The 26,536-nt window shown below is 70.6% G+C and carries 21 protein-coding genes and 1 riboswitch; of the genes, 11 read left to right on the top strand and 10 right to left on the bottom strand.

Annotated elements, in window-relative coordinates; genetic code table 11:
- Positions 1-154: 154 nt before the first annotated feature.
- Positions 155-571 carry a cobalamin B12-binding domain-containing protein gene (locus ACIBLC_RS27200; RefSeq protein ID WP_399213827.1) on the bottom strand — a complete coding sequence of 139 codons (417 nt, stop codon included), beginning with the start codon at positions 569-571 and terminating at the stop codon, positions 155-157.
- A 616-nt stretch (positions 572-1,187) separates the two neighbouring features.
- On the opposite strand from ACIBLC_RS27200, the gene ACIBLC_RS27205 reads away from it, so the two are divergent.
- Positions 1,188-2,051 (top strand): esterase/lipase family protein, encoded by an 864-nt coding sequence (locus ACIBLC_RS27205; RefSeq protein ID WP_399213828.1) that lies wholly within the window; start codon positions 1,188-1,190, stop codon positions 2,049-2,051.
- A gap of 278 nt (positions 2,052-2,329) precedes the next feature.
- Positions 2,330-3,979, top strand: a complete 1,650-nt coding sequence (locus tag ACIBLC_RS27210; protein WP_399213829.1) for a peptidoglycan DD-metalloendopeptidase family protein — start codon at positions 2,330-2,332, stop codon at positions 3,977-3,979.
- Between the two features lie 193 nt (positions 3,980-4,172).
- Here ACIBLC_RS27210 and pcrA read toward each other — a convergent pair whose 3' ends face one another.
- The gene (gene pcrA, locus ACIBLC_RS27215; protein WP_399213830.1) at positions 4,173-6,668 is read right to left on the bottom strand and encodes a DNA helicase PcrA; all 2,496 of its coding nucleotides are present in this window, start codon (positions 6,666-6,668) and stop codon (positions 4,173-4,175) included.
- A 453-nt stretch (positions 6,669-7,121) separates the two neighbouring features.
- Positions 7,122-7,292: riboswitch (cyclic di-AMP (ydaO/yuaA leader) on the top strand.
- A 7-nt stretch (positions 7,293-7,299) separates the two neighbouring features.
- Here pcrA and ACIBLC_RS27220 point away from each other — a divergent pair.
- Both ACIBLC_RS27220 and ACIBLC_RS27225 read left to right on the top strand, forming a co-directional pair.
- Positions 7,300-8,451 (top strand): NlpC/P60 family protein, encoded by a 1,152-nt coding sequence (locus tag ACIBLC_RS27220; protein ID WP_399213831.1) that lies wholly within the window; start codon positions 7,300-7,302, stop codon positions 8,449-8,451.
- Between the two features lie 145 nt (positions 8,452-8,596).
- Positions 8,597-9,550, top strand: a complete 954-nt coding sequence (locus tag ACIBLC_RS27225) for a tellurite resistance/C4-dicarboxylate transporter family protein (RefSeq protein WP_399213832.1) — start codon at positions 8,597-8,599, stop codon at positions 9,548-9,550.
- Here the strand turns inward: ACIBLC_RS27225 and ACIBLC_RS27230 are convergent.
- On the bottom strand, positions 9,528-9,881 hold the full coding sequence (locus tag ACIBLC_RS27230; RefSeq protein ID WP_399213833.1) for a hypothetical protein: 354 nt from the start codon (positions 9,879-9,881) through the stop codon (positions 9,528-9,530). The two genes, ACIBLC_RS27225 and ACIBLC_RS27230, sit on opposite strands and share 23 nt — an antisense overlap.
- Before the next feature lie 404 nt (positions 9,882-10,285).
- Here ACIBLC_RS27230 and ACIBLC_RS27235 point away from each other — a divergent pair, with 404 nt between their 5' ends.
- Positions 10,286-11,389 carry an NlpC/P60 family protein gene (locus ACIBLC_RS27235; RefSeq protein ID WP_399213834.1) on the top strand — a complete coding sequence of 368 codons (1,104 nt, stop codon included), beginning with the start codon at positions 10,286-10,288 and terminating at the stop codon, positions 11,387-11,389.
- Positions 11,390-11,438: 49 nt separating this feature from the next.
- Here ACIBLC_RS27235 and ACIBLC_RS27240 read toward each other — a convergent pair whose 3' ends face one another.
- Together ACIBLC_RS27240 and ACIBLC_RS27245 are read right to left on the bottom strand one after the other, a co-directional pair.
- The gene (locus tag ACIBLC_RS27240; RefSeq protein ID WP_399213835.1) at positions 11,439-12,254 is read right to left on the bottom strand and encodes a LuxR C-terminal-related transcriptional regulator; all 816 of its coding nucleotides are present in this window, start codon (positions 12,252-12,254) and stop codon (positions 11,439-11,441) included.
- On the bottom strand, positions 12,251-13,603 hold the full coding sequence (locus ACIBLC_RS27245; protein WP_399213836.1) for a PspC domain-containing protein: 1,353 nt from the start codon (positions 13,601-13,603) through the stop codon (positions 12,251-12,253). The genes ACIBLC_RS27240 and ACIBLC_RS27245 overlap by 4 nt, the downstream gene beginning before the upstream one ends.
- 229 nt (positions 13,604-13,832) lie before the next feature.
- On the opposite strand from ACIBLC_RS27245, the gene ACIBLC_RS27250 reads away from it, so the two are divergent.
- Together ACIBLC_RS27250 and ACIBLC_RS27255 are read left to right on the top strand one after the other, a co-directional pair.
- Positions 13,833-15,269, top strand: a complete 1,437-nt coding sequence (locus ACIBLC_RS27250; protein ID WP_399213837.1) for a PspC domain-containing protein — start codon at positions 13,833-13,835, stop codon at positions 15,267-15,269.
- Positions 15,256-15,492: a hypothetical protein gene (locus ACIBLC_RS27255; protein WP_399213838.1), complete on the top strand. Its 237-nt coding sequence runs from the start codon at positions 15,256-15,258 to the stop codon at positions 15,490-15,492. The genes ACIBLC_RS27250 and ACIBLC_RS27255 overlap by 14 nt, the downstream gene beginning before the upstream one ends.
- Before the next feature lie 12 nt (positions 15,493-15,504).
- On the opposite strand, the gene ACIBLC_RS27260 is transcribed toward ACIBLC_RS27255, so the two are convergent.
- Positions 15,505-16,035, bottom strand: coding sequence for a DoxX family protein (locus ACIBLC_RS27260; protein ID WP_399213839.1), 531 nt, complete (start codon positions 16,033-16,035; stop codon positions 15,505-15,507).
- 477 nt (positions 16,036-16,512) lie between these two features.
- Positions 16,513-17,799, bottom strand: coding sequence for a hypothetical protein (locus ACIBLC_RS27265; RefSeq protein ID WP_399213840.1), 1,287 nt, complete (start codon positions 17,797-17,799; stop codon positions 16,513-16,515).
- A 249-nt stretch (positions 17,800-18,048) separates the two neighbouring features.
- On the opposite strand from ACIBLC_RS27265, the gene ACIBLC_RS27270 reads away from it, so the two are divergent.
- Positions 18,049-18,930 carry a DUF4429 domain-containing protein gene (locus ACIBLC_RS27270; protein WP_399213841.1) on the top strand — a complete coding sequence of 294 codons (882 nt, stop codon included), beginning with the start codon at positions 18,049-18,051 and terminating at the stop codon, positions 18,928-18,930.
- 88 nt (positions 18,931-19,018) lie between these two features.
- Here the strand turns inward: ACIBLC_RS27270 and ACIBLC_RS27275 are convergent, their stop codons facing one another.
- A complete protein-coding gene (locus ACIBLC_RS27275; RefSeq protein ID WP_399213842.1) occupies positions 19,019-19,819 on the bottom strand; it encodes a class II aldolase/adducin family protein in 801 nt (266 codons plus the stop codon).
- Between the two features lie 176 nt (positions 19,820-19,995).
- Between ACIBLC_RS27275 and ACIBLC_RS27280 the strand changes: the two genes are divergently transcribed.
- Entirely contained in the window at positions 19,996-20,520 is a 525-nt protein-coding gene (locus tag ACIBLC_RS27280; protein ID WP_399213843.1) for a pyridoxamine 5'-phosphate oxidase family protein, read from the top strand.
- Positions 20,521-20,538: 18 nt separating this feature from the next.
- Here ACIBLC_RS27280 and guaA read toward each other — a convergent pair whose 3' ends face one another.
- Positions 20,539-22,119: a glutamine-hydrolyzing GMP synthase gene (guaA, locus tag ACIBLC_RS27285; protein WP_399213844.1), complete on the bottom strand. Its 1,581-nt coding sequence runs from the start codon at positions 22,117-22,119 to the stop codon at positions 20,539-20,541.
- A 378-nt stretch (positions 22,120-22,497) separates the two neighbouring features.
- Between guaA and ACIBLC_RS27290 the strand changes: the two genes are divergently transcribed.
- The gene (locus ACIBLC_RS27290) at positions 22,498-22,791 is read left to right on the top strand and encodes a chorismate mutase (RefSeq protein WP_399213845.1); all 294 of its coding nucleotides are present in this window, start codon (positions 22,498-22,500) and stop codon (positions 22,789-22,791) included.
- A gap of 728 nt (positions 22,792-23,519) precedes the next feature.
- Positions 23,520-24,557: a hypothetical protein gene (locus tag ACIBLC_RS27295; protein ID WP_399213847.1), complete on the top strand. Its 1,038-nt coding sequence runs from the start codon at positions 23,520-23,522 to the stop codon at positions 24,555-24,557.
- A gap of 88 nt (positions 24,558-24,645) precedes the next feature.
- Here the strand turns inward: ACIBLC_RS27295 and ACIBLC_RS27300 are convergent, their stop codons facing one another.
- Entirely contained in the window at positions 24,646-26,487 is a 1,842-nt protein-coding gene (locus ACIBLC_RS27300) for a GMC oxidoreductase (protein WP_399213848.1), read from the bottom strand.
- Positions 26,488-26,536: the final 49 nt, after the last annotated feature.

Raw genomic sequence — 26,536 nt, forward strand, 5'->3', positions numbered from 1 at the left:
GCTTCGCCCCGGTTCCGGGGTCGCCCCCTTGCGGCGCCGTTGGGTTTCGGGGGCGGCGACGGGCGGATGTACCGGCCCCCGGCCCCGACCCACCCACAACCCGGACACCGGCGGCAGCCAGCCGCCACCGTCAGCCACCCGACGCAGAAACGAACTACGCCCCCGCCGGCTGACGAACATTCGCCCGCACCCAGTCCACGATCGCCCCGGTGGTCGCCCCCGGCGTAAAGATCTCCGCGACCCCCTTCTCCTTCAACGGAGCGATATCCGCCTCGGGAATGATCCCGCCGCCGAACACCTTGATGTCCTCCACCTCGCGCTCCTTGAGAAGCGCGATAACCGCCGCGAACAGCGTGTTGTGCGCACCGGACAGAATCGAGAGCCCGATCGCGTCGGCATCCTCCTGGATCGCGGTGTCGACGATCTGCTCGGGCGTCTGATGGAGCCCGGTATAGATGACCTCCATACCCGCATCCCGCAGCGCCCGCGCGATCACCTTGGCCCCACGATCGTGGCCGTCGAGCCCCGGCTTGGCCACGACCACGCGGATCGGACCGGCTGCCACACCCATCACTGCCTCCATGAACGGACTACGAACCAACGACACCAAACCGCACGGACACAACACACACCGACAGATATCGCACACTCCGCCGCACCATGCACGCATCCGCGGCGCGGCCGCCCGCCCGCACCACCAACCGACCCGCCGACCCGCCGACCCGCCGAAGTGAACGAACGTTATCCCCAGCATCCCGCAACCGGCAGTTTCGCGGTGGATACCGAGGGGGAAATCACACGGTGGGACAAGTTCACCGCGCACCGCTCCGGATTCCCGCGGCACACACACCGCACGAACCCACACCGCACGAACCCACACCGCACGAACCCGCGGCGCATGGACCACGGCCGGAGCCTGCGCAAGGAGAGCCGCTATCAGGTGGCCGCACCACGGCGCGGGACAGCGCGGTGGCGGGCACATCGGCGATGGCACGACAGCGGGGAGACACACCCGTAAACCGCCGAGCCGACCCCGGCCCGGAGCGAAACCGGCCTCGACCCGGCATTTAGCCGGCATTGAGCCGGGTTCGAGCCGACGTCGACCGAGCCACCACCCGCATACGCGACGCTCCACGAGTGCACACGGGGGACAGAGCCGCCCTCCGCGTGCCGACAGGAGGTCGGCCATGAAGGTCACCGGGACATCGTCGCCCTTGCTTCCTCTCTGCCGGCGCCTGCTTCCGAGCAGAGTGGCAGGACTCTCGATGGTCCTCCTGAAGGCGACCGCCCTGGAGATCGCGATCCTCGCCGGGCACCTCCTCCTCTACCCGTCGGGCATGGCCCAGGAGCGCCGCACCACCCCAACACCCCCCACGCCGGACGCCACCCGGCTCCCCACGGAGGCCAGGCCCCCGGTCGTCCTCCTGCACGGGTTCATAGACAACCGCTCGGTCTTCGTCCTGCTGCGCCGCAACCTCGCCCAGCACGGAACACAGCACATCGAGTCGCTCAACTACTCACCGCTGACCTGCGACATCCGCACCGCCGCGGAGTTGCTCGGCCGGCACATAGAGGAGATCTGCGAGCGCACGGGCCAGGACCGCGTGGACATCGTCGGGCACAGCCTCGGCGGACTGATCGCGCGCTACTACGCCCAGTGCCTCGGCGGCGACCTGCGCGTACGCACCCTCGTCACGCTCGGCACCCCGCACTCGGGCACCCGCGTGGTCCCGTTGATGAACGCGCACCCGATCGTCCGTCAGATGCGCCCGGAATCGGGGCTTATCGAGGAGCTGAGCAGGCCCACCCCGGGCTGCCGGACACGTTTCGTGAGCTTCTGGAGCGACCTCGACCAGTTGATGGACCCGCTGGAGACGGCCTGCGTCGACCACCCGGACCTGATCGCGCAGAACGTACGGGTGAGCGGCATCGGACACCTCGCCCTGCCCGTGCATCCCGCCGTCGCGACCGGTATACGGCAGGCGCTCGACACCGGCGATCCGGGAGCGCATGCCGCCACTCCCACCGAGGGCGGCCTGACGGTGGCGTGAGAGTCACCCCGTACAGCGCGCCGGAAGCACCCGGAAGCGCGTTGACGGCGACTCAGCACAACGTGCCGGAAGCGCGGAAACAGCGACCGGACAGCCACCCGTGCTCGAACACGGATCGAACGCCAGGCCAAAGCCGTGCCCGCAGTCCCCCGAAACACGGCCGAATGCCCGTTTCCTGCGAAGAGGAAACCTGCCGAAGATTGTCGCGCGCTCATACTGCCGGGTACAGTCGCCGCACTGCTCTGCCAGCCCCTGTTGTCGAGGCGAAAGAGAAGTTGGTGAACGACCGTCCTCCGTCGGGGGTAGCAACTGCCCCGGCCCCGGCCTCCGATGCCGCCTCGACGCACTACGCGTCCCACGGTGGGCAAGAAGCCCAGTACGGCGACTTCACCACGTTTGACGGTTACCCCGCCACCGGTTTTGAAACGGGTGCCAACACCCCGTATGCGACCGGAAACTTCGAAACACCGGCCTTCGACGCCTCGGCTTTCGAGACGACGAGCTTCGCGACCGACCCCCTCTTCGGCGACATGTCGGGCAACGGCTCGGGATCGTACGACGCCACGCAGTGGAACACCGGCGGCCACCAGGCCCCGGACACGGGTGGCCACCAGACGCTGAACTACGACCCGTACGCGGCGCAGCACCAAGCGGCCTACGACACCGGCAGTTACGAAACGACCGCGTGGGCCGCCGGTTACCAACAGCTCAGCGACCTGCCCGCGCAGCATCCGAACCCGGACGCCACGGGCCAGTGGGACGCGAACGCCTGGCTCCACCCCGAGCAGCAGGCCGACCAGACCCAGCAGTGGAGCGCGCCCACCCAGGACACGGGCGCGTACGACGCCACACAGTGGAACACCGGCGGCGGCCAGGACGCGTACGAACACGAACAGCCGCAGCCCGAGGCCCACGAGCCTCAGCATCAGGCTGGTCCCGAGTCCTATGAGCATCAGCATCAGGCCGGCCCCGAGGGATACGAGCGGCAGCAGCCCGCTCCTGAACCTCTCGACCAGCAGGCGACCGCGACCTTCGAGCAGAGCTCGTACGAGCAACCGGCCGCCGCGGAGGACGAGTTCGAGACCCCGGCCGACAGGCAGGACTCGGACGACGAGCACGAGGCACCGCTGCTGCTCGAGGGCATGGAGGAAGTGACGCCGGTCCCGCGCTCCGCGTCGAGGTCCGCCGGCCGCTCCCGTCGCCGCAGCCCGGCGAAGCGTTCCGCGCTGCTGACCGTGGCCGTTCCCTCGGTCTGCGTGATGGGCGTCACGGGGATCGCCGCCGCCTCGGTGGTCAGTGTCGGCGGGGACGAGACCAAGAACACGACGGCCAGCGCGCCGGACGCGGTCGCGGTGCAGCCGTCCGCCGCGAACAACAAACTGGACACCCAGCTGGCGAGTCTCTCCGCGGGCGCCGACGACTTCGCCGACCGGGCCAGCCGCACGCAGGAACGTATCGACCTCAAGGCCCAGCAAGAGGCCCAGCGGAAGAAGGCGGCGGAGGCGGCCGCGACCAAGGAGCGTTTGCGCCCGAAGTTCGCGCTGCCGGTGGCGCAGAGGGGGCTGAGCGCCTACTTCGGCCAGGCCGGCGTCAACTGGATGTCCATCCACACGGGCATCGACTTCCCGGTGTCGTACGGCACGACGGTGATGGCCGCGACCGACGGGACCGTCCGGACGCAGTGGAACAGCGCGTACGGCAACATGATGATCGTGACCGCGATGGACGGCACGGAGACGTGGTACTGCCACCTCTCCAGCTATCAGGTCGCGTCCGGCACGACTGTGAAGGCCGGCGACGCGATCGCGAACTCCGGGAACTCCGGGAACTCCACCGGCCCACACCTGCACTTCGAGGTCCGCCCGGCAGGCGGCTCGGCGATCGACCCGCTGGCGTGGCTGCGCAGCCACGACCTGGACCCGACGTAACCACCGGATCCCCGCCCGGCCCCGATCACCACAGCATCCGCGTCCGACCCCTGCGCGCAGATCGTCACCACCGGATCCCGCCCGGCCCCGACCGCCGCACGCAACCACCAGGCCCACCCGGACCCGGCACGCAAAAACGTCACCGCCGGGCCCCGCCTGCGTACCTCCTGCCTATCTCCCGCGCACCGCGCACCTACAGCTTCTCCACCGGCGCATACCGCAGCAGCAATCGCTTCGGCTTCGGCTCCCCGAAGTCGACCGTCGCCTCGGCGTTCGCGCCCGTTCCCTTCACATCGACGACCGTGCCCAGGCCGAACTGGTCGTGCGTGACCCGGTCGCCGACGGCCAGCGACACCACCGGCTTCTCCGCGATGCCGCGCCGCGTCGCGAACCCGGAGGCGCCCGAGGCCGCGGACCGCGAGCGGGAGGACGAGAGTGACGACGACAGCGAAGCCGCCACGCCCGAGACGGGGGTCGAGGAGGCGGGACCCATCGAGCCCGTGCGCTTCCACTCCAGGTGCGCGTCCGGGATCTCCTCCAGGAAGCGGGACGGCGGGTTGTACGAGGGCTGCCCCCACGCACTGCGCATGGACGACCGTGTCAGGTACAGCCGTTCACGCGCGCGCGTGATGCCGACGTACGCGAGGCGCCGCTCCTCCTCCAGCTCCTTGACCTGTCCCAGCGCGCGCATGTGCGGGAAGACGCCGTCCTCCATGCCGGTCAGGAACACCACAGGGAACTCAAGGCCCTTGGCGGTGTGCAGGGTCATGAGGGTGATGACGCCGTTGCCGTCCTCCTCGTCGGGGATCTGGTCGGAGTCGGCGACGAGCGCGACCCGCTCCAGGAAGGCGGCGAGCCCGGCCGGCGTCTCACCCTCGCCGGTCTCCTGCTCGAACTCCAGGGCCACGGCGGCGAGTTCCTGGAGGTTCTCGATCCGGGTCTCGTCCTGCGGGTCGGTGGACGCCTGCAACTCCGCGAGATAGCCGGTGCGTTCGAGTACCGCCTCCAGGACGGTGGCCGGGCCCGCGCCCGACTCCACGATCGTCCGCAGGTCCTCCATCAGCGTGTTGAACCGCTTGACGGCGTTCGTGGAGCGGGCCGCCATGCCGTAGGCCTCGTCCACCCGTCGCAGGGCCTGCGGGAAGCTGATCTTCTCGCGCTGCGAGAGCGCGTCGATCATCGCCTCGGCGCGGTCGCCGATGCCGCGCTTGGGGACGTTGAGAATCCGGCGCATGGGAACGGAGTCCTCCGGGTTGGACAGCACCCGCAGGTACGCGAGGACGTCCCGGACCTCCTTGCGCTCGTAGAAGCGGACGCCGCCGACGACCTTGTAGGGCAGGCCGACGCGGATGAAGACCTCTTCGAAGACACGGGACTGCGCGTTCGTACGGTAGAAGACCGCGACGTCGCCCGCCTTGGCGTCGCCCGCGTCGGTGAGACGGTCTATCTCGTCGGCGACGAACTGGGCCTCGTCGTGCTCGGTGTCGGCGACGTAGCCGGTGATGCTGGAACCCGCGCCCGCGTTCGTCCACAGGTTCTTGGGGCGGCGGGATTCGTTGCGCTCGATGACCGCGTTGGCGGCGCTGAGGATCGTCTGGGTGGAGCGGTAGTTCTGCTCCAGGAGGATCGTCGTCGCGTTCGGGTAGTCCTCCTCGAACTGGAGGATGTTGCGGATCGTCGCGCCGCGGAAGGCGTAGATCGACTGGTCGGCGTCGCCCACCACGCACAGCTCGGCGGGCGGCAGGTCGTGCTCGCTGGGCGGGATGTCCACCGGGTGCTCGGAGGTGCCGACGAGTTCGCGCACGAGGGCGTACTGCGCGTGGTTGGTGTCCTGGTACTCGTCGACGAGAACGTGCCGGAAGCGGCGGCGGTAGTGCTCGGCGACGTCCGGGAAGGCGCGGAGCAGGTTGACCGTGGTCATGATCAGGTCGTCGAAGTCGAGCGCGTTGGCCTCGCGCAGCCGCGACTGGTACATCGCGTAGGCCTGGGCGAGGGTCTTCTCGAAACCGTCGGCGGCCTGGGCGGCGAAGTCCTCCTCGTCGATCAGCTCGTTCTTCAGGTTCGAGATCTTGGCGCTGAAGGACTTCGGCGGGAAGCGCTTCGGGTCGAGGTCCAGGTCACGGCAGACCAGCGCCATCAGCCGCTTGCTGTCGGCGGCGTCGTAGATCGAGAACGAGGACGTGAAGCCGAGCCTCTTGCTCTCACGGCGCAGAATCCGTACGCACGCGCTGTGGAAGGTCATCACCCACATCGCGTTGGCGCGCGGGCCGACGAGCTGCTCGACGCGCTCCTTCATCTCGCCCGCGGCCTTGTTCGTGAAGGTGATCGCGAGGATCTGGCCGGGGTGGACCTGGCGCTCGCCCAGCAGGTACGCGATCCGGTGCGTGAGCACGCGGGTCTTGCCGGAGCCCGCGCCGGCCACGATGAGCAGCGGGGCGCCGGAGTGCGTCACGGCCGACCGCTGGTTCTCGTTCAGCCCGTCCAGGAGCGCGGCCGGGTCCACGGCGGGGCGCGGGGCACCGTCGCGGTAATACGCGTCGCGGCTCGGCGGCACGTCGAAGCGGCCGCCGAACAGGTCGTCCGGAAGCTGCTCGGCCGTCCCGTCCTCGGGCGGCGGCGAGGGCTCTTCCTCGTGGGCCCCGGAGGGCTTGAGGTCCGCCAGGAAGCTGTCATCAAAGAGGCTGCTCATCGCTCTCCGAGTCTAGGCGGCCCCACTGACAGCCCGCCGCCACCCCGAGAAGTCCGCGGCGGTAATAGCGCCATACCGGCTTCTCGGCGGCCGACGATCTTCCCGCCTCGATGCCGCTTCGATGCCAAGGAGCTTCCGGAACCGGCCGTCCGACACCTCCATACCCTCCAGAACCGCACCGTCACGGTCAGCAACCGGACAGATCGAGGCGCGCCGGGACGCCTCCGAGGCGTACCAGCGAGCCCCCAAACCTTCCGGCGTACGGGCGCACGGCAGCACCCGCAGGACAACTCCCCTGATACCCCTCCGGATTGACCACGAAAACCGAACCACATGACTAAGGTCACGAAAACGTATCGGGCATTTCGAACATCAACCTTCACAGGAGCCACACGAGTTGGTTAGCGTTCTGATCAGGCCGCCCGACCCCCACCGGCGAACGTCGCCGGGCCGTGGCGGCCTCCGCTGAGTTCGGCACGCCTTCGCGGCGCCCGGAATCGGGGACCCACCGAACTTGGGGTGAATCGGTCCAACTGCCTTGTCGGGCAGGACCGTAGGGCAACCCTTCCGAACCACCCGCCCGAACCCGACAGCTAACCCGGTAGGCGGATGATGGAAGGAGTCGCCTCCCTTGGCGTCGCAACGCAAATGGTTCTCGGGTTCGCGCGTGGCGGGTACGGCCCCCGCTCTCGCCACAGCGGCCCTCACCTCCGTCGCCCTGCTCTCCCAGACGGCGGCCGCCGCGCCGTCGGCCGAGCCGAAGCCCAGCCTCGAAGAGGTCGAGAAGAAGGTCGACGACCTCTACCGGCAGGCGGAGTCGGCCACCGACAAGTACAACGCGGTCAAGGAGAAGACCTCCAAGCAGCGCAAGAAGGTCGACACCCTTCTCGACGACGTCGCCCAGCGCACGGAGAAGCTCAACACCGCGCGTGAGGAGCTGGGTTCGTACGCCGCGGCGCAGTACCGCACCGGGGCCGCCGCTCCCGACACCGCCTCCCTCCTGCTGGCCGACAACCCGCAGGACTACTTCGACCAGACCCAGCTGATGGACCGTCTGACCACCCGCCAGAAGGCGACCGTCGACGACTACGTCACGGATCAGGCCGCCGCCACCGAGAAGCGCGCGGAGGCCACCCAGGGCCTGGAGACGCTGTCCACGTCGCAGGACGCCCTCAAGGCGTCCAAGACCGACGTCCAGCAGAAGCTCGCCAAGGCGCGCGAGCTGCTCTCGCGGCTGACCGCCGAGGAGAAGGCGCGGCTCGCGGCGAAGGAGGAGGAGCAGCGCAAGGAGGCCGAGCGCAAGGCGGCTGAGCTGGCGCAGCAGCAGGCGGCCGCCGAAGCCGCGGCGAAGGCGGCCCAGGAGTCGTCGTCGAGCGCGACGACGGGCACCTCGGGCTCGGCGCCCGCGGGCGACGCCTCGTACGCGACGAAGGCGGCCAAGGCCATCGCCTTCGCCCGCGCCCAGGTCGGCAAGCCGTACGTCTGGGGTGCGACCGGCCCCGGTTCGTACGACTGCTCGGGCCTCACCCAGGCCGCCTGGAAGGCCGCCGGTGTCACCCTCCCGCGTGTCACCTACGAGCAGGTGAACGCCGGCACGACCGTCTCCGTCTCCGACGCACAGCCCGGTGACCTGGTCTTCTTCTACGGCGACATCAGCCACGTCGGCCTCTACATCGGCAACGGCATGATGATCCACGCCCCGAAGCCGGGTGCGTACGTCCGCGAGGAGTCGATCTTCTACGACGGTGAGTCGGCCATCTACAGCGTCGTACGGCCCGCATAACAGCGCACCGCCCTCGCGACACCTTCCGCGGGGCACGCGCGCGTGGAGCACGTCTTCGTACTCCACGCGCGCGTGCCCCGCGTTTTCGTGCCCCACGCGCGCGTGGCCCGCGGGCAACCCGTCCGAAGATCCTTAGCATCGGGCCATGCCAGCCATCTCCCAGCTCCGCGCCTGGTGGGCCGAGCGTCCGCCGGCCGCCGGTGCCGCCGTCATGGCGACCGGCATCATCTCGGTCGGCCTGCATCTGACCGGCTACGAGACGCTGTCCCGGGTCGCACTGGTCCTGGCGTCCGTCGCCTGGCTCGCGCTCGCCGCGGACTTCGCCGTAAGGCTGGTGCGGGAGCGCACGCGCTGGGCGACGGAGGCGGGCACACCGCCCGGGCTCACCGCCGTCGCGGCGACCACCGTCCTCGGCACGCGGCTGTCGCTGCTGGGGTGGCAGGAGCTCGCCGAGGCCCTGCTGGCGCTGTCGGCCGTGCTGTGGCCGGTGCTGCTCTTCCTCGTCGTACGGCACTGGAGCCGCCGTATGCCGGGCGGGGTGTTCCTCGTGTGCGTGGCCACCCAGGGGCTGTCGGTGCTGGGTGCCACGCTCGCCGCGGCCGTGGGCGCGGACTGGCTCGCGCATGCCGCACTGGTGCTGTTCTGGCTCGGAATCGTGCTCTACGGGGTGTCGTTCACGCACTTCGACATCAGGGAGGTGGTCACGGGCGCCGGGGACCACTGGGTCGCGGGCGGCGCGCTCGCCATCTCGGCGCTGGCCGGGGCCAAACTCGTCGCGGCGCACAACGCCGACGCGTTCCTGTGGAACGGCGACGACAACGGCGTCCTGCGCGCCGCCACCACCGCGCTGCTCGTCCTCGACCTCGCCTGGTGCTGCGTCCTGGCCGCCGCGGAGCTGGCCCGGCCGCGCCCTCGCTACGACGTGCGGCGCTGGGCGACCGTGTTCCCGCTGGGGATGACGGCGGCGGCGACCCTGTCGGTCTCGGCCGCCCTCGGCGTCTCGTGGCTCAAGGGGCTGGGAGAGGTACTGCTGTGGATCGCGGTGGCCGTCTGGCTGGTGGTGGCGGCCGGGGCCGTCAGGTCCACAGCACCGCGATGAAGATGTTCGCCGTCGTCAGCAGCCCGACGAGCCCGAAGAGCCCCTTCTCCACCTTCTCGTCGTCACGCTTCACGTAGACGAGCCCCAGGATCACGATCAGCAGCGCCAGCTTCACGCCGATCTTGATGTTGTCGACCGGCTGATCGTCCGCCTGGTTGAGGCCGACCAGGACGACACCCGTGACCAGCATGGTCAGCGCGCCGTGCAGCATCACGGGGACGAAACGGGCCGTGCCCCGGCCCATCGCCTTGAGCTGGGTGAGGAAGCCGCCGAGGAGCGAGGCGATGCCGATGATGTGCAGTCCGACGAAGAGATGGATGAGTACGTCCATGAGGCCGGAGCCTATTCCCGCACTCCGGTCCCTCTGGTCACCGGCCCACCTCAAGTAACCCATAGCACCGGCGTACACCTGGGTGCCCAGGATTCGCCGCATCGGTCATCACACAATGTGAAGTCAGCGACACCGGACCGGGATTATGGACATTTGCGGTCATTAACCGATCCAGTGAGGCCAATTGCACACATGGCGTTACCGAGCCATGACGCTCAGGTTTAGCGTCCTCCCTCAGGTGCCCGGCTCTCCACCGCCGCCCTGGCCAGGGGCGGCAACCGGACACCACCGCCGAGAAGGTCCGGCGGCGGCCCGCTCCCCCTGTGCGGGCCGTCGCCGGACGCGTAACCGCCTGACCGCCCGGGCTCCTGCCCAGGCGGCCGTACGGAAGGATGTGGGCCCTCGTGGCAGCGCACCGGAAGCCCAGACAGCGCTCACTCGGCACAGGCAAGGTCCGCACAGCCGCCACGATCGCCCTCGCGGGCGCGGCGACGGCCACCGTCTTCGACGGGACGGGACACGCCGAACCGCAGCTGTCGACGGCACAGGTGAAGGCCAAGGTCGACAAGTTGTACGAGGAGGCGGAGGCCGCCACCGAGAAGTACAACGGCGCCAAGGAGAGGGCCGACAAGGCTGCCAAGCGGGTGGGCACACTCCAGGACGAGGCGGCACGCAAGGAGGAACGGCTCAACTCGGCACGCGACGCGCTGGGTTCGATCGCCGCCTCGCAGTACCGCAGCGGCGGCCTCGACCCGGCGCTGCAACTCGCGCTCTCCGACGACCCCGACCAGTACCTGCAAGGGGCCGCGTTCGCCGAGCGGGCGGGCAGCAGGCAGGCGGCGGCCGTGCGGCGGGTACGCCACCAGTTGCGGGAGATCGAGCAGTTGCGCGGGGCCGCGCACGTCGAGCTGGACTCACTCAAGTCGCGGCAGGAGGAGCTGAAGCGGCACAAGAAGACGATCAACGGGAAACTCGACTCGGCGCGGCAGCTGTTGAGCCGGCTCAGCGACGAGGAGCGCGCGCGGTTCGGGGAGACCGGCGCTCCGGGCGACCGCGCCTCGCGCTCCTCGGCACGCGACCTGACCGCATCGGCGGCCCCGGCGGGCTCCGCCACGGCTGCCGGATCCACCGCCGCGCCCGGCTCCGCCGCCGCCCCCAACACCCGTGCCGCGGCGGCCGTTTCCTACGCCTACGGCAAGCTCGGCGCCCCCTACGTCTGGGGAGCCACGGGGCCCGACGCCTTCGACTGCTCCGGCCTCTCCCAGGCCGCCTACCGCGCCGCGGGCATCGCGCTCCCCCGTACGACCTACGCCCAGATCAACGCGGGCCGACGCGTCTCACGCTCCGAACTCCAACCCGGCGACCTGGTGTTCTTCTACTCGGGCATCAGCCACGTGGGCATCTACGTGGGCAACGGCCAGATGATCCACGCCCCCAACCCGAGCGCGCCGGTACGGCTGGCGCCGGTCGACCAGATGCCGTTCGCGGGGGGTACTCGGGTGGCGTGAGGGCCGCCGCGCACCGGACGGCGCCCGACCCCCGCGAACCGTCATCGGCTCACACGAGACGTCGCGCGGTGGCCCACCGGGTCAGCTCGTGCCGGTTGGAGAGCTGCAACTTCCGCAGCACGGCGGAGACATGGGACTCGACCGTCTTGACGGAGATGAAGAGCTGCTTGGCGATCTCCTTGTACGCGTAGCCGCGGGCGATGAGGCGGAGGACCTCGCGCTCGCGCTGGGTGAGACGGTCGAGGTCCTCGTCGACGGGCGGGGCGTCGGTCGAGGCGAACGCGTCGAGGACGAACCCCGCCAGGCGCGGCGAGAAGACCGCGTCGCCGTCCTGGACGCGGAAGATGGAGTCCACGAGATCCGTACCGGTGATCGTCTTGGTGACGTAGCCCCGTGCGCCGCCGCGGATCACCCCGATGACGTCCTCGGCGGCGTCGGACACGGACAGCGCGAGGAAGCGGACCGGCTGCTCGGCGTCAACCATCAACGGGGCGCAACGGCGCAGCACTTCGACACCACCGCCACCCGGCAGGTGGACGTCGAGCAGCACGACCTCGGGCCGCGTGGCCGTGATGACCGTGACCGCCTGGTCGACGTCCGCCGCCTCGCCGACCACCTCGACGCCGGTCCGCTCGGTCTGCCCGATCTCGGCCTGAACTCCCGTACGGAACATGCGGTGGTCGTCGACCAGCACGACCCGCGCCCGGCGCCCGCCCGCGGCATCCGGGAAAACAGAAGCCTGGCCCTCACCGGCACCGGCACCGGCACCGGCACCGGCACCGGCCGAACCGTCCTGCCCGGTCGGGCCGGTCGTCGCCCCGTTGGCGTCGTCGCCCGCGCCGCTCACGTCGCTTACGTCGCTCATGACGTCCTCTCCGCCCTCTCCATCTCCAGCTCGACCTCCGTGCCGCCGTCCGGCACCGCGCGCAGCCGCGCCGTACCGCCGTTGCGCTCCATGCGGCCGATGATCGATTCTCTGACGCCCATGCGGTCGGCGGGTATCGCGTCGAAGTCGAAGCCGGGGCCGCGGTCGCGGACGGACACGAACACCGTCGTGCCCTCGACTTCGGCGAAGACCTGTACCGCGCCGCCTTCGCCACCGTACTTGGCCGCGTTCACCATCGCTTCCCGCGCGGCCTGCATCTGCGCCGAGATGCCGTCGTCGAGCGGGCAGTCGCCCACGACCACGACCTCGATGGGGACGCCGTGCTTGTCCTCGACCTCCGCGGCGTTGCGCCGGACCGCCTCGGCGAGGGTGTCGGGTTCCTCGGCAGCGTCTTCCGCGGACTTCCCCGTGCCCTCCGGTTTGTAGAGCCAGGTGCGGAGGTCGCGCTCCTGGGCGCGGGCCAGGCGTCGCACCTCGTTGCCGTTGTCCGCGTTGCGCTGGATCAGGGTCAGGGTGTGCAGCACCGAGTCATGGACGTGGGCGGCGACTTCGGCCCGCTCCTGGGCGCGGATACGCATCAGGCGCTCCTCGGAGAGGTCCTGTGTCATGCGTACGAGGTAGGGGCCGGCCAGCAGCGCTATGCCCACCAGGACGGCGAGTGCCGCCTGGAGGACGGAGCCGAGGTGGGCGGCCGAGCCCTGGAGGACGAATATCCCGGACACACCGGCGGTGACGAGCAGGACGCCCGCCGCGGAACGCAGCAGCGTGAGCGTGCGCCGACGGCGGCCGACCTCCACCCAGCGTGCCCGCCGCGCGTTGTCCGCCTGGCGCCAGACCAGGGCGACGCCCGCGCCGACGAGCACGGTCGGCCAGAGATACGCCTTCGCTCCACCGCCGAGGTTCACATTGCCGACGAAGACCAGGGCCACGACGACCATGAGGAGCAGCGCGACGATCTGCCCCTTGTCCGGCTTGCGGGCCACGAGCCGTCTGCGGCCGTCTGGCGCGGTCTCGGTGGAAATGCCGGGCGTACGCCCCGAACCGGCCGCGCCGACGCCTCCCACCCCTCCCACACCGAGTGGTACGAAGAACCAGAACGCGGCATACAGCAGCGCCCCCAGCCCGTCCGCCATGAACAGCCCCACGAACACGAGCCGCACCCAGATCACCGGCAGCCCGAGGTGCCCGGCGAGCCCGCGCGCCACGCCCCCGAGCCAGCGTCCGTCGCTGCTGCGGTAGAGCTTGCGCGGGGGCCGCGGGACGTCCAGGGGGATGGCTGCGGCTTCCGGCATGCCATCGATGTTCACACGCCCGGCGGCCCCGGGCATCAGGGTCGACCCCCGAGACTCCCCTGATCTTCGTCAGACCGGCGGCCGGCCCCTGGGAAGCCGACGGCTGATCTCCGACAAACCGGCGGCCGATCTTCGGAATCCCGCTCCCCATCCCGCACGAAATCCCAGCTCGAACACTTCCCCCCACCACCTCAGGGCCGAAATCAGGGTTCGGCCAGGGTCATCCCGACTGCCGCCACGCCTCCCCGCCCGTCACCATGGACACATGACAGACCACCAGCACGCGGCGGCGGAGCCGGACCCGGCCCGCGGCCCGGGCGCCCCGCCACCGGGCCCCGGGCCGCGGGACACCGTGCCACCGCCCACGGGTGAGGAGCCGCGCGCGCACGAGGGCCGGGTCACAGCCGAGAGCGGCCCGCTCGCGGCCGGGGCGACCGTACTCGACACCCCCCGCAGGTTCCGTCGCGACCGGCGCCACAAGATGCTGGGCGGGGTGTGCGCCGGGCTGGGACGGCAGTGCGACATGGACCCGGTGATCTTCCGGATCGTGCTCGCGGTGCTCGCCGCGACCGGCGGCATCGGCCTCATCTTCTACGGCTTCGCCTGGCTGTTCGTGCCGTCCGACGAGGACGAGGAGAACGAGGTACGCAAGCTCCTGACCGGCCGCGTGGACGGCCAGGCGCTGACAGCGGTGCTCTTCGCCCTGGTGGGCTGCGGAGTGTTCCTCTCGATGCTCAACAACGGCGGGGTGCTGACCTTCGCCGTGGTCCTCGCCCTGCTGCTGGCGGGCGCGGGGTTCTGGTCCCAGCAGCGCGGCACCCCCGACCCCGACCCGCTCGCCGCCCAGGCCGTCGCCGACGCCCCGCCGGAGGCCCAGGCACCGCCCGTCCCCGCCTCCTACCCCTCCTGGTGGCGCGACCCGATCATCAAGGACGGCTCCCATGTGGGCGGCACCGGCTATCTGTGGGGACCAATCGAGGCCCGGGACCGGGACGTGGCGGCCGCGCTCAACATCGCCCGGGGTACAAGCCGCCCGGACATACGCCTGGCACGGCAGCCGAAGCCGTCCGGCCCCCGCTGGATCGGCGGCTGGGTGTTCCTGTTCGCACTCATGGCGGGCGGCCTCGGCACCAGCCTGACCTGGGAGGAGCACACACTCGGCACCAGCCTGCAGACCGGCCTGGCCGGCGCGCTGATCGTGTTCGGCCTGGGCATCACGGTCAGCGCGTTCCTGGGGCGTACGGGCGCGGGGGCGATCTTCCTCGCGGTGATCACGGCGGGCCTGCTCGCCGCCTCCGCCGCACTGCCGAAGGACATCACCACCCACTGGGTACGCACCGACTGGGCGCCGGCCGCGGTGGCCGACGTACAGGACTCGTACGACCTCGGCACGGGCGTGGGCACCCTGGACCTGAGCCGTCTCGACCTCGCCGAGGGCCGGACGGTGTCGACGAACGCGGAGGTGGGCGCGGGCCAGCTCAAGGTGATCGTCCCGAGGGACGTGACGGTTACTCTGACCATCGATGTGGGCGTCGGCGACATCCAGTTGCCGGGTGACGACCAGAAGGACCTGGACGTGCAGCCGGGCAGGCACCAGAGCGTGACACTCTCACCCACGACCACCGACAGGACCGGCGGCACCATCGACCTCGACCTCCAGGTCGGCGTGGGCCAGGCGGAGGTAACCCGTGCAACGTCATGAGTTCCAGCCGGGAAAGCTGGTCGCTGGCCTCTTCCTCACCCTCGCGGGCGTCATCTACGCCGGGGACGCGGGCGGCCTGTGGGAGACACCGTGGTTCGCGGTGATCCCCCTGGTCGTCGTCGGCCTCTGCCTCGCGGGCACCGTGGCCCTACTGACCCACACCGTACGGAGACGCCGCAGGGCGCGCCGGGACCCGGTCACGGCGCGAAGCGAGGCGGGATAGGCGGGCCGGCGTCTAGCGATAGCCGCCCGCCCGTTGCCTGCGCCTCCCTCTCATCGCCGCGTCCAGCGAGAAGACCGAGGCGCCCGCCAGCACCAGGGGCAGCCAGGCCATCAGGTAGATCAGGTCGTTGCCGTAGTAGTACGGGTCGGAGGCCCAGCTCACGGTCAGCCACAGGCTGAGCGAGATGAGGGCGCCGCCGAACGCGGCGAGGCGGGCCAGCAGGCCGATCAGGGTGCCGATGCCGACGGCGAGTTCACCGAAGGCGATGGCGTATCCGAAGCCGACCGGGTTCTTCAGCGACAGGTCCACGAGGGCCGGGATCGCGGAGGAGTCCCGGATCGTGCGCATCATGTCGCCGATCGAGCCCGCGCCGGAGTCCGACATGAACGCGCTGTCGGTGAGTTTGTCCAGCCCGGCGTAGATGAAAGTGACGCCGAGGAACACCCGCAGGGGAAGCAGGGCGTACCGGGTGGCGGTGTCCCGCCAGTCCCGCTCCCCATCGAGATAGGGGCTAGGGGTGTCCGTCCGAATACCGTGAGTCATCGCTCTCAGCCGCCTCTCACCCGTTCCGTTGACCCCTCAACAGACCATACGCACGAGAGCGCTCTCCGGCTCAACTCCCCGCCACCCGTTTTCCGCCCCTCCAGCGGCGAGACCCTTCATACCTCCCCCGGCACGAATACCGGCCCCACCTCTTTTCGCCCCCTCCGCCCCTACCCAACCCATACCTGAGGGCTCCGCCCCCAGACCCCCGAACGCCCGAAGGGCTCGTCCTCAAACGCCGGACGGGCTGAGATGCCCTGGCCCGGAGTGCAAGCGTGCGGGAGTCGCGGCCCGGTCGATGCCCACCGGCGGGAGGGGCCGGGGGCCGGTACATCACATGCCCGTCGCGTACGTTCGCGTCACCGGACCCGTCCCCTCTTGCCCGGCGTCTGATCCGGCGGCGACGGGCGGATGTACCGGCCCCCGGCCCCGACCCACCCACCGGCGTCAGCCAGCCCGCCGGGCTCCCAGCAACTCTCAGTCCGTCACATCAATCACGCACCGGTTCGTCTCCACCCCCGCGGCGGTAACCACCTGCACCTCCACCCGCCCCGGCTCCACATCCACCGGCACAGGCACGATCAGCACCGCATCCGTGGGATTGCTGAACCCCCCGGCCACGGGAACCAGCGGCACATGGACATGCACCGGCCCGATCCGCACCACCATCCGCGACAGCCGGTCCGCGGTCCCCGCGCCGGGCGGCACGAACCCGGCCCCCCGGATCTCGATGTCGTCCCCGGTACGGATCGGCGCGTCGAGGTCGCCCGCCTCACGGGAGCGGACCACGGAGAGGATCACCGGCCGCCCACCCTCGGCGTACTTCCCGGCGACATAGGTCGCCGCGGACACCAGCACCAACAACGCCAGCCCCCACGGCAGATCCGGCAACTGCGAGGGCCGCCGCGCCAGCCGCACCGCGGCGAACGCCAGAGCCACCGCCCCGATCACCACGTACTGGATGTCCGCGAAGGACCCCCGTCCGGAGTCGTCGGTGAGAAGATCCGCCGCCCGCGGCCGATCCGCCCGCACCTTCTGCAGCCGCTGCCCGAGCACCCGCACCCCGACCACCCGCCGCACGAGCACACCGATCCCGCACACCACGGCGACGACGGTCACCACACCGGCACCCCGGGCGAGTTCGAGCCCGGCGATCAACTCGTCGCGCGTCCCGTGCGCGGAGGCGGCGGCCAACTGTCCGACCAGCACGAGGACGGCGTACACGACGAGGAGAACCCAAGCCGCGGCCACCACACGCGAGGTGGAGAGACGATTGTCCTCGCCGATGACGGGAGCGAGGGCGCCACCCCGCGCCCGGTGGAGATACCCCGCCCCGGTCAGCACCCCGCCCACCACAACCGCCGCAAGCAGCCCGGCCGTCCGCGCGGCCGACCACCCCGCCCCGATCGCGGTGAGCGCCTGCACGAGGAGCAGCGCGACGACAACTCCCCACACCACGAAGGCCGTACGCCCCCACAGCCGCCCCAGCCACGCCTCACCGTCGACGCGTCCGCGCTCGGCGACGACGTCCGCGGACTGGGTCAGCTCGTCCGAGACCCACTGCCGGGACGCGGACGCCGAGTGGGCGACGGCGACGGGCAGCCCGTGCCCGGACGCCAACTCGTCGCGCTTGGCGAGGAACGCGGCGACAGCGCGCCGATGCCCCTCGCGCGCCCCGTGCGGACAGTCCCCGCAGGTGCACCCGCCCCCGTGGACGCCCTGCCCGAAGCCCGGCCCGGCGCCGAGCCCGTCACCGCGCCCCACGCCACCCCCCGCACCACGCTCCGAGCCGTGTCTCGCCTCCTGCACCGCCACGTCCGCTGCCGCCTTCCCCGCGCCAAGAACTCCCGTGCGGCCAGACCATCCGTACGCCTGACTGCCGTACAACTGCCTTACTACTACGTCGCGATGACAGCGAATTGTGCCGTACGGAACACGGCCCGCATTCGGCAGGTCTGGTCAGCGCGGGTGAAGCCGCGGCGCCCGTGTTGACCCGGCTGCGAGAATTCACGTATGGCCGAGATCATCCAGCGCGACGGGACCTGGGCCTTCGACGGCAGCACGGTCAGGATCACACCGGGACCGCACCGCTCCGTGCCGCTCTTCCGGCAGACGTACGGGGAGATCGCCGTCCCGCTGGAGGCGGTGTCCGGCGTCGTCCACGAACCCGAACGCAAGCGGGGCCGGCTGCGGCTGAGTCTGCGCGAGGGCGCCGACCCGCTCCTCCAGGCGACCGGTGGCAGGCTGCCCGGCCCGGCCGATCCCTACCGGCTGACGGTGGACGTCGACCAGTCCGGGGTGGCGGAGTACGTCGCCGAGGAGATCCGCCGCGCGCTGCTCCTCGACCAGGTTCCCCAGGAGCCGACGAAGGCCTATCTGCTCGCGGGCCCGCCGGTTCCCGTCTCGGTCCGCTCCAGCGACGGCACGGTGTCGTTCGACGGCGCGCGGGTGCGGATCGACTGGGCGGACACCTCGGACCGGGTCAAACGGGCGACGGGGCCGCGGATCATCGCGGTGAGTGATCTCGTACAGGTCGAGTGGCTGCCCAACTCCGGTTACGAGGACGGCTTTCTGCGCTTCGTGACCGGCGAGGCGGTCTTCTCCAAGCTGCCGCCCGAGAAGGACCCGTACGCCCTCGATCTGTGGGGCAGCACGCGCCGGGACCTCCTCACGGCGCTCGTCGCCACCGCCGTGACGGCACGTCTGCCGCACCCGTCCACTCGGACGGGCGAGTACGTGAACCGCGCCCAGGCCACGTCCGCCGTACCGCCGCGGGCCGACCATCACGACGTACTCCTGCGCCGCCTGCGGGAGTTGGGCGAGCTGCACCGGGACGGCGTGCTCACGGACGAGGAGTTCGCGACGACGAAGGCGGCCGTACTCCGCGGCTTCTGACCGCCGAGGGATCCCCGACGATCTCCCACCCGATCGCCCACGCACACGTCCACGCACACGTCCACACACACGTCCACCCGGGGATTTTCTAGGACAACAGATCGGGCTCACTCCGGCTGATGTCCTGCCACAACGGCTGGTAGTTGAACCACGCCACCAGATCGCCGCCGAGCTGCTCCCGGGTGGCGACCGCCTGTTTGTGGTCGATGAGGATGGGCCGGCCGGCGGCGCGCGCGGTGAGCTGCACCTGGCTCGACCGTTCCATGGACACGAACCACCAGGCCGCCGCGTCCACCGAGTCCCCGACGGTCAGCAGCCCGTGGTTGCGCAGCACGAGCGCCTTGCCGGTGCCGAGCGCGGAGGCGATCCGGCGGCCCTCCTCGGCGTCCACGGCGACGCCGGTGTAGGTGTCGTACAGCGCGTGGTCCTCGTAGAAGGCGCAGCTTTCCTGGGTGATCGGGTCGAGCAGGTCGCCGAGGGCGGACAGGGCGCGTCCGTGCACGGAGTGGCAGTGGGCGACGGCGACGACGTCGGGGCGGGCGGCGTGCACCTGGGCGTGCACGGTGAAGGCCGCCTGGTTCACGTGGTAGTTGCCGTCGATGACCTGCCCGTCCTGGTTGGCCATGACGAGGTCGCTGACGGTGACGTGCTTGAACGGCATCCCGAACGGGTTCACCCAGAAGCAGTTGCTGTACTCCGGGTCGCGCGCGGTGATGTGGCCGGAGACCCCGTCCTCGAATCCGAGCCTTCCGAAGATCCGCAGCGCCCCGGCCAGCCGCTCCTTGCGGTGCCGTCGCTCGTCGTCCATCGACTCGTGCATCGGCGGCATGGCGAACCGCAGCCGGTCGGTGGGCAGAGGCAGGGGTGGGGGCGGGGTGGGCCCGTGCATTTGTCCTCCAGCAGGGGCGGGTCCGGTACGGAGCGGAAGTTACCCTCGGTCAGCCCAGGAGAACAGGGCCGTTCCGTGAAGAGAGTGCGTAACCGTTACGAGCCGGGGGCCTTCGGTCGCCGAGAGCACCCGGATACCGGACAGAAGATGTCTGGTATCCGCGCGAGACTCGACGCATGACTCGCACGAACAAGGCGAACACGACGGGCGCGACCGGCGCGACCGGCTCCACGACGAACTGGGCGGCATTCGGCGCCGCGGAACCGGACCTGGCGGCCACCGTCGAGGAACGTTTCACGGCCTTCACGCACCACACCCTGGCGACCCTCCGCAGGGACGGTTCCCCGCGCACCTCCGGACTCGAAGTCCGTTTCCTGCACGGCGAATTGTGGCTCGGCATGATGCCGGACTCGCTCAAGGCGCTCGACCTGCGCCGCGACCCGCGCTTCGCGCTCCAGGCGAACCCGGGACCCGGAACCACCATGGCGGGCGGCGATGTCCGGATCAGCGGGCGGGCGTACGAGGCCGGTGACTCGGCGGCGAAGGCCGCGTACGTGGAAGAGGTGGAACCGCCGCAGCCGTTCCACCTCTTCCGCACCGAGCTGACGGAGGTCGTACGGACCCACGTCGAGGACGACACGTATCTGGTCGTCGAGATCTGGAAGCCCGGAGAGCCGGTGCGCGCTCTCAGGCGGACGTGACCTTCAAGGCCCGTGGGGCTACTCCCACTCGATGGTGCCCGGCGGCTTCGAGGTCACGTCGAGGACCACGCGGTTGACGTCCGCGACCTCGTTCGTGATGCGGGTGGAGATCTTCGCGAGGACGTCGTACGGCAGCCGCGACCAGTCGGCGGTCATGGCGTCCTCGGAGGAGACGGGGCGCAGCACGATCGGGTGGCCGTACGTGCGGCCGTCGCCCTGGACTCCGACGGACCGGACGTCCGCGAGCAGCACGACCGGGCACTGCCAGATGTCACGGTCGAGGCCGGCGGCCGTGAGCTCCTCGCGGGCGATGGCGTCGGCCTCGCGCAGCAGGTCGAGCCGCTCCTTGGTCACCTCGCCCACGATGCGGATGCCGAGGCCGGGGCCCGGGAAGGGCTGGCGCTGGACGATCTCGTCCGGCAGGCCGAGCTGCTGGCCGACCATCCGGACCTCGTCCTTGAACAGCTTGCGCAGCGGCTCGACGAGCTCGAACTCGAGGTCCTCGGGGAGGCCGCCGACGTTGTGGTGGGACTTGATGTTGGCCGTGCCCGTACCGCCACCGGACTCGACCACGTCCGGGTAGAGCGTGCCCTGCACGAGGAAGGCGACGTCCTCGCCGGCCGCGGCCTCGGCGACGATCTCGGCCTGCGCCCGCTCGAAGACGCGGATGAACTCGCGTCCGATGATCTTCCGCTTCTCCTCGGGGTCGGACACCCCGGCGAGCGCGGCGAGGAAGCGCTCCTCCGCGTCCACGACCTTCAGCTGTACGCCGGTCGCGGCCACGAAGTCCTTCTCGACCTGCTCGCTCTCGCCCTTGCGCATCAGGCCGTGGTCGACGTACACGCAGGTCAGCTGGGAGCCGATGGCCTTGGCGACGAGGGCGGCGGCGACGGCGGAGTCCACGCCGCCCGACAGCCCGCAGATGGCGCGCTTGCCGCCGACCTGCTCGCGGATGAGGGCGACCTGCTCGTCGATGACGTTGCCCGTGGTCCAGGACGGGGTGAGGCCCGCGCCCCGGTACAGGAAGTGTTCGAGTACCTGCTGACCGTGCGTGGTGTGCATGACCTCGGGGTGGTACTGGACCCCGTACAGCTTCTTCTCGTCGTTCTCGAAGGCCGCGACCGGGACGACCTCGGTGGAGGCGGTCACGGTGAAGCCCTCGGGGGCGGCGGAGCAGGCGTCGCCGTGCGACATCCACACCGACTGCTCGTCCGGGGTGCCCTCGAAGAGGGTGGAGCCGGACAGCGAGACGTGCAGCGGCGTACGGCCGTACTCGCGGGCGCCGGTGTTGTCGACCGTGCCGCCGAGTGCCGTCGCCATCAGCTGGAAGCCGTAGCACATGCCGAAGACGGGGACGCCCGCCTCGAACAGCGCGCGGTCGAGGCGGGGCGCGTTCTCCGCGTACACCGACGACGGGCCGCCGGAGAGGATGATCGCCGCCGGCTTCTTGGCGAGCATCTCCTCCACGGGCATGGTGCTCGGCACGATCTCGCTGTAGACCCGGGCCTCGCGGACGCGGCGGGCGATGAGCTGGGCGTACTGCGCACCGAAGTCGACGACCAGGACGGTGTCGGGGGCGGCGGGGGACACTTCTGGCACGGTTTGCCTTCCGGCGGTGAGCAAAGGGTGTGTGTGGCTGAGTCTACCGGGGGTGCGGGTGGGGGGTTGCTGGGGCGGTTTCCTCGCCCCTCGGCCGGGGAACCCGCCCCGGCCGAGGAGACGGGGACGCGCTCCCCCGTCTCACCATCCGAACCGTCTTGGCCAGGACAGGCCGCCCCTGCATACTGCTGCCATGCTCACGCACCCGACGAACTTCGTCTTTACCTATGGCAACCGGCCCACCGGCTGCCATGGTCGTGCTGCTTGAGCAACTGACAAGCGACTTACCAGGCGCCCCGGGCCGACAAGGCCCGGGGCGCCTGCCGTTTCCGGACCCAGTCGCTCCGGGGCATCCCGTCATCACAGAGGAGCCCCACCATGGCCGACGCGGCCGACACACTCGACAGGACCGGTGCCCGCACGGACGAGGCCGCGGGCACGATCACCGGCGCCCGCGAGCGCATCGACGCCCTGGACGACCGGATCATCGGTCTCGTCCAGGAACGGATGGCCGTCTCGGCGGTGATCCAGGAGGCCCGTCTCTCCTCCGGAGGCCGCCGGGTGAATCTCTCCCGCGAGATGGAGATCCTCGGCCACTACCGGGAGGCCCTGGGCAAGCCGGGCACGTCGCTGGCGATGACGTTGCTGGAGCTGTGCCGGGGGCGTGTCTGAGTGACGTACGACGCCGTACGCACGTGCCCATGCCCTCTCACCCGTACGGCGCGTGACCGTCTCCGCGCGGCCTTCGTTGGTCCCGGTGTCCGTCTCAGCCAGGGGCGGGCCCGAAGAACCACGCGTGGCTCGGCTGGGGCGATGAGACGTACGGATCGTGCCGTGCGTCGTGGGACCTCGCTCCAGGGTTGTGACCGGACGGCAGGGGACAGCAGCCCGGTCACCCAAGAGAACGGCCGGCTCCGGGGACGCCCGGGGCCGACCGGCGGAATCTGTTCAGGGATGTCGTGACGGTTGCGGAGGCCGTCGCGTCTCCCGCACGATGCGAGAACAGCCCAAGTCCCCCACCGGGCAACAGAATTCCTTCAGTACCGCCAATGGTCGACACCACGTGCGCGCCTCCAGTGCGCCGGGGCGCCGCCTGGCGGACCAGAGACCAGCGGCGCACCCCCCCCTCCGGCGCCGCTCCCCGGCACCGGCGCTGCCCTGACGTCGGTGCTGACGCCGAAGGGCCCCGCGGATTCCGTCCCGCGGGGCCCTTCGCATGCCCTCTCGACGCTCAGCGTTGTGATTCAGGCCACATAAAGATTTCGTGAAGGCGGGCACAACCATTCGCGGGTTTCTCGTGTCACACCTGCTGAAACAACGGCCGCGTTCACGCCCCGGCGTGCCGGTCACCCCGCTTGAGCACCGCGTTCGCGTGGTGCGCCAGATTTTCCGAGGTCCTCATGAAGCTTCGTCGTGCCATGGCCGTTGCGGCCGCAACGGCGGCACTCTCCCCACTGGCGCTGCTGTCGGCGCCCGTCGCGTTCGCGGACACCACTCCGCCGGCCACGACGGAGAGCAGCCCGGCGACCGAGGACACCACTCCGGCGGCTGAGGACACGACGCCCGTCGCGGACGGCAGCACCCCCGCGGCCGAGGACACGACTCCCGCCGCGGACCAGAGCACCCCCGCGGACGACCGGAGCACCCCGGCCGGGGACCGGAGCAGCACCCCGGCGGCCGGCGACAGCAGCCCGGCCGGCACGCCGACGCCCACACAGAGCACCCCGCCGGAGGGCGACGAGCCCGACCTCTGCGTCGACGAGGACGGCAACGACCTCACCGAGATCAGCGACGACCTGACCAGCGGTCTGTCGGGGCTGCCCGACACGATCGTCGCGGGCAGCGGCTGGACGGAGTTCTCGTTCGACGTCTCCAACCACGGCGACGACACCATCACGAAGATCGCCCCGCTGATCGGCGTCGCGGCTATCGGCTGGGACGCGGAGGACTACTCCGGAGAGATCAGCGTGCAGGTCCTCGACAAGGACTCCGGCACCTGGCGGGAGGTCGCGGGCGCCGCGGGCGAGGGCGGCACCTTCACCCCGTTCTCGCTCGGCGCCGGCCGGTCGACCTCGTACGAACTGCGCCTGAGCGTCAGCGGCGAGGTCCCGGACTCCATAGGGGTGACCGGCGGCTTCGCGCAGTACTCGGACGACGAGGGCTGCTGGGTCGCCGACGACCCGAACGGCTGGATCTACTTCTTCGACATCCTGGCCGCCGGCTCCGACGCGGGCGACCCGTCGGACGCCAGGCCGCAGACCGGCGGTGCGAAGGAGATCAGCGACGCCAGGACGGTGGACGCCTCCGGCTCGCTCGCCGAGACCGGTTCCCCGTCCGCGCTGCCGCTGCTCGGCCTCACCGGCGGCGCCGCCGTCGTGGCCGGCGCGGGCGCGGTGTACGTCGTCCGTCGCCGCAGGTCGGGTGACGCGACCGCGTAACGCGGCGGCTCGGCCCACGAGCCACAGCGGAACGAAGGACCTGCGCTCGGAGGGGGGTGCAGGTCCTTCTTTCTGTCACCGGCAGGGGTTACGGCTTCGGCGGCACCGTCGGTATCCCCAGGAACGGCAGCCGCAGCGCACCGAACGCGTCCGCCGGGACCGCGGGACTCAGCGGCGCGACCGCCTTGAGACGCTCGTAGGCCGCTCCCTGCGCCGGACGCGGGTCGGCCTCGCCCTTGTTGGGCCAGTACGACATCGCGCGCTCGGCCTGGGCGGTGATGGTGAGGGACGGGTTGACGCCGAGGTTCGCGGAGACCGCGGCGCCGTCGACGACGGAGATGCCGGGGTGGCCGTACAGCCGGTGGTACGGGTCGATGACCCCCGAGGCCGGGGAGTCGCCGATCGGGCAGCCGCCCAGGAAGTGCGCGGTGAGCGGTGTACCCATCAGCTCGCCCACGTTGCTGCCGGCGAATCCGTTGATCTCGGCGGCGATCGCGGACGCGCCCTCCGAAGCCGCCCTGATCTGGCGGGGGTTGGGAGCGCCGTGCCCCTGACGGGCCGTCAGCAGACCCTTGCCCGCGCCCTTCGGCTTCAGGTGCGTGGTCAGGGAGTTGTCCACCGACTGCATCACCAGCCCGATGATGGTCCGCTCGGACCAGCGGCGGTTGGAGAGTGAGCGGAGCACGAGGACGGGGTGCTTCGCGGCGTTGGCCAGCCACTTCAGGAACAGTGAGGAGCCCTCGGCGTAGGGGACTTGGAGGATGGACATGCCGCCCATCGCGTTCGAGCCCTTGCCGTAGCGGACGGGCTCGATGTGGGTGTTCTCGTCGGGGTGGATCGAGGAGGTGATCGCGACGCCCTGGGTGAAGTCCGCCTTGGGCGTGCCGTGCGCCTTGCGGTACCGGCGGTCGATCGTCTGCGCGCCCACCAGCGCCTCGGAGTTGGTGCGGGTCAGCTCGCCCAGCCTGGCGGAGATGTACGGCAGTTGGCCGCCCGACTTCATGCGGTGCAGCAGGGTCTGCGTGCCGTAGGTACCGGCGGCGACCACGACCCGGCGGGCCCTGTAGGTCCGCCCGTCGCCCTGGCGCCTCTCGTCCGTGGGCAGGGTGTTGACGGCGTACCCGCCCTGCGAGTCGTCGGTGACGGACACGACCGTCGTCATGGGGTGGACGACGGCACCCGCCTTCTCGGCGAGGTGGAGATAGTTCTCGTTGAGGGTGTTCTTCGCGCCGTGCCGGCACCCGGTCATGCACTCGCCGCACTCGACGCAGGCCTTGCGGGCGGGTCCGGCACCCCCGAAGTAGGGGTCGTCCACCACGCCGCCGGGCTTGGCCTTCGCCGTCCCCTCCGCGTCCTGCCCGTCACCGAAGAAGACGCCGACCGGCGCCATGTGGAAGGTGTCGCCGACGCCCATCCGCTGGGCCGCCGCCTTGAGATGCACGTCGGACGGGGTCATGGTCGGGTTGAGCCGCACGCCGAGCATCCGCCGGGCCTGGTCGTAGTACGGCTGCAACTCCCCTTCCCAATCGGTGATGTCCGCCCACTGCGGGTCCTCGAAGAACGGCTTCGGCGGTACGTAGAGGGTGTTGGCGTAGTTCAGGGAGCCGCCGCCGACGCCGGCCCCGGCCAACACCATGACGTTGCCCAGGAGATGGATGCGCTGGATGCCGTACATGCCGAGCCTGGGTGCCCACAGGTAGTTCTTGAGGTCCCAGGAGTTCTTGGGCAGCGAGTCCCGGGTGAAACGGCGGCCCGCCTCCAACACGCCTACGCGGTAGCCCTTCTCGGTGAGCCGCAGCGCCGTGACCGACCCGCCGAAGCCGGAGCCGACGACGATGACGTCGTAGTCGTACGCGGACTCGTCGACGTTGTCCTGCGCGGACTCTTCCTGCTGGTGAGCAGGATTCTGGGCAGAGTTCTCCTGTGACACGTGCCGCTCTCCTCGTTGAGAACCTTTGAGAACCGGTAGTTGGGGGCGG

Source organism: Streptomyces sp. NPDC050535, from assembly GCF_044457665.1.
GTDB lineage: Bacteria > Actinomycetota > Actinomycetes > Streptomycetales > Streptomycetaceae > Streptomyces.

Excerpts from the sequence above, each read along its gene's own strand:
- ACIBLC_RS27200 (WP_399213827.1), bottom strand. The coding sequence starts at position 571 with ATGGGTGTGGCAGCCGGTCCGATCCGCGTGGTCGTGGCCAAGCCGGGG.
- ACIBLC_RS27205 (WP_399213828.1), top strand. The coding sequence starts at position 1,188 with ATGAAGGTCACCGGGACATCGTCGCCCTTGCTTCCTCTCTGCCGGCGC.
- pcrA (WP_399213830.1), bottom strand. The coding sequence starts at position 6,668 with ATGAGCAGCCTCTTTGATGACAGCTTCCTGGCGGACCTCAAGCCCTCC.
- ACIBLC_RS27225 (WP_399213832.1), top strand. The coding sequence starts at position 8,597 with ATGCCAGCCATCTCCCAGCTCCGCGCCTGGTGGGCCGAGCGTCCGCCG.
- ACIBLC_RS27230 (WP_399213833.1), bottom strand. The coding sequence starts at position 9,881 with ATGGACGTACTCATCCATCTCTTCGTCGGACTGCACATCATCGGCATC.
- ACIBLC_RS27240 (WP_399213835.1), bottom strand. The coding sequence starts at position 12,254 with ATGAGCGACGTAAGCGACGTGAGCGGCGCGGGCGACGACGCCAACGGG.
- ACIBLC_RS27245 (WP_399213836.1), bottom strand. The coding sequence starts at position 13,603 with ATGCCCGGGGCCGCCGGGCGTGTGAACATCGATGGCATGCCGGAAGCC.
- ACIBLC_RS27250 (WP_399213837.1), top strand. The coding sequence starts at position 13,833 with ATGACAGACCACCAGCACGCGGCGGCGGAGCCGGACCCGGCCCGCGGC.
- ACIBLC_RS27260 (WP_399213839.1), bottom strand. The coding sequence starts at position 16,035 with ATGACTCACGGTATTCGGACGGACACCCCTAGCCCCTATCTCGATGGG.
- ACIBLC_RS27270 (WP_399213841.1), top strand. The coding sequence starts at position 18,049 with ATGGCCGAGATCATCCAGCGCGACGGGACCTGGGCCTTCGACGGCAGC.
- ACIBLC_RS27275 (WP_399213842.1), bottom strand. The coding sequence starts at position 19,819 with ATGCACGGGCCCACCCCGCCCCCACCCCTGCCTCTGCCCACCGACCGG.
- ACIBLC_RS27280 (WP_399213843.1), top strand. The coding sequence starts at position 19,996 with ATGACTCGCACGAACAAGGCGAACACGACGGGCGCGACCGGCGCGACC.
- ACIBLC_RS27290 (WP_399213845.1), top strand. The coding sequence starts at position 22,498 with ATGGCCGACGCGGCCGACACACTCGACAGGACCGGTGCCCGCACGGAC.
- ACIBLC_RS27295 (WP_399213847.1), top strand. The coding sequence starts at position 23,520 with ATGAAGCTTCGTCGTGCCATGGCCGTTGCGGCCGCAACGGCGGCACTC.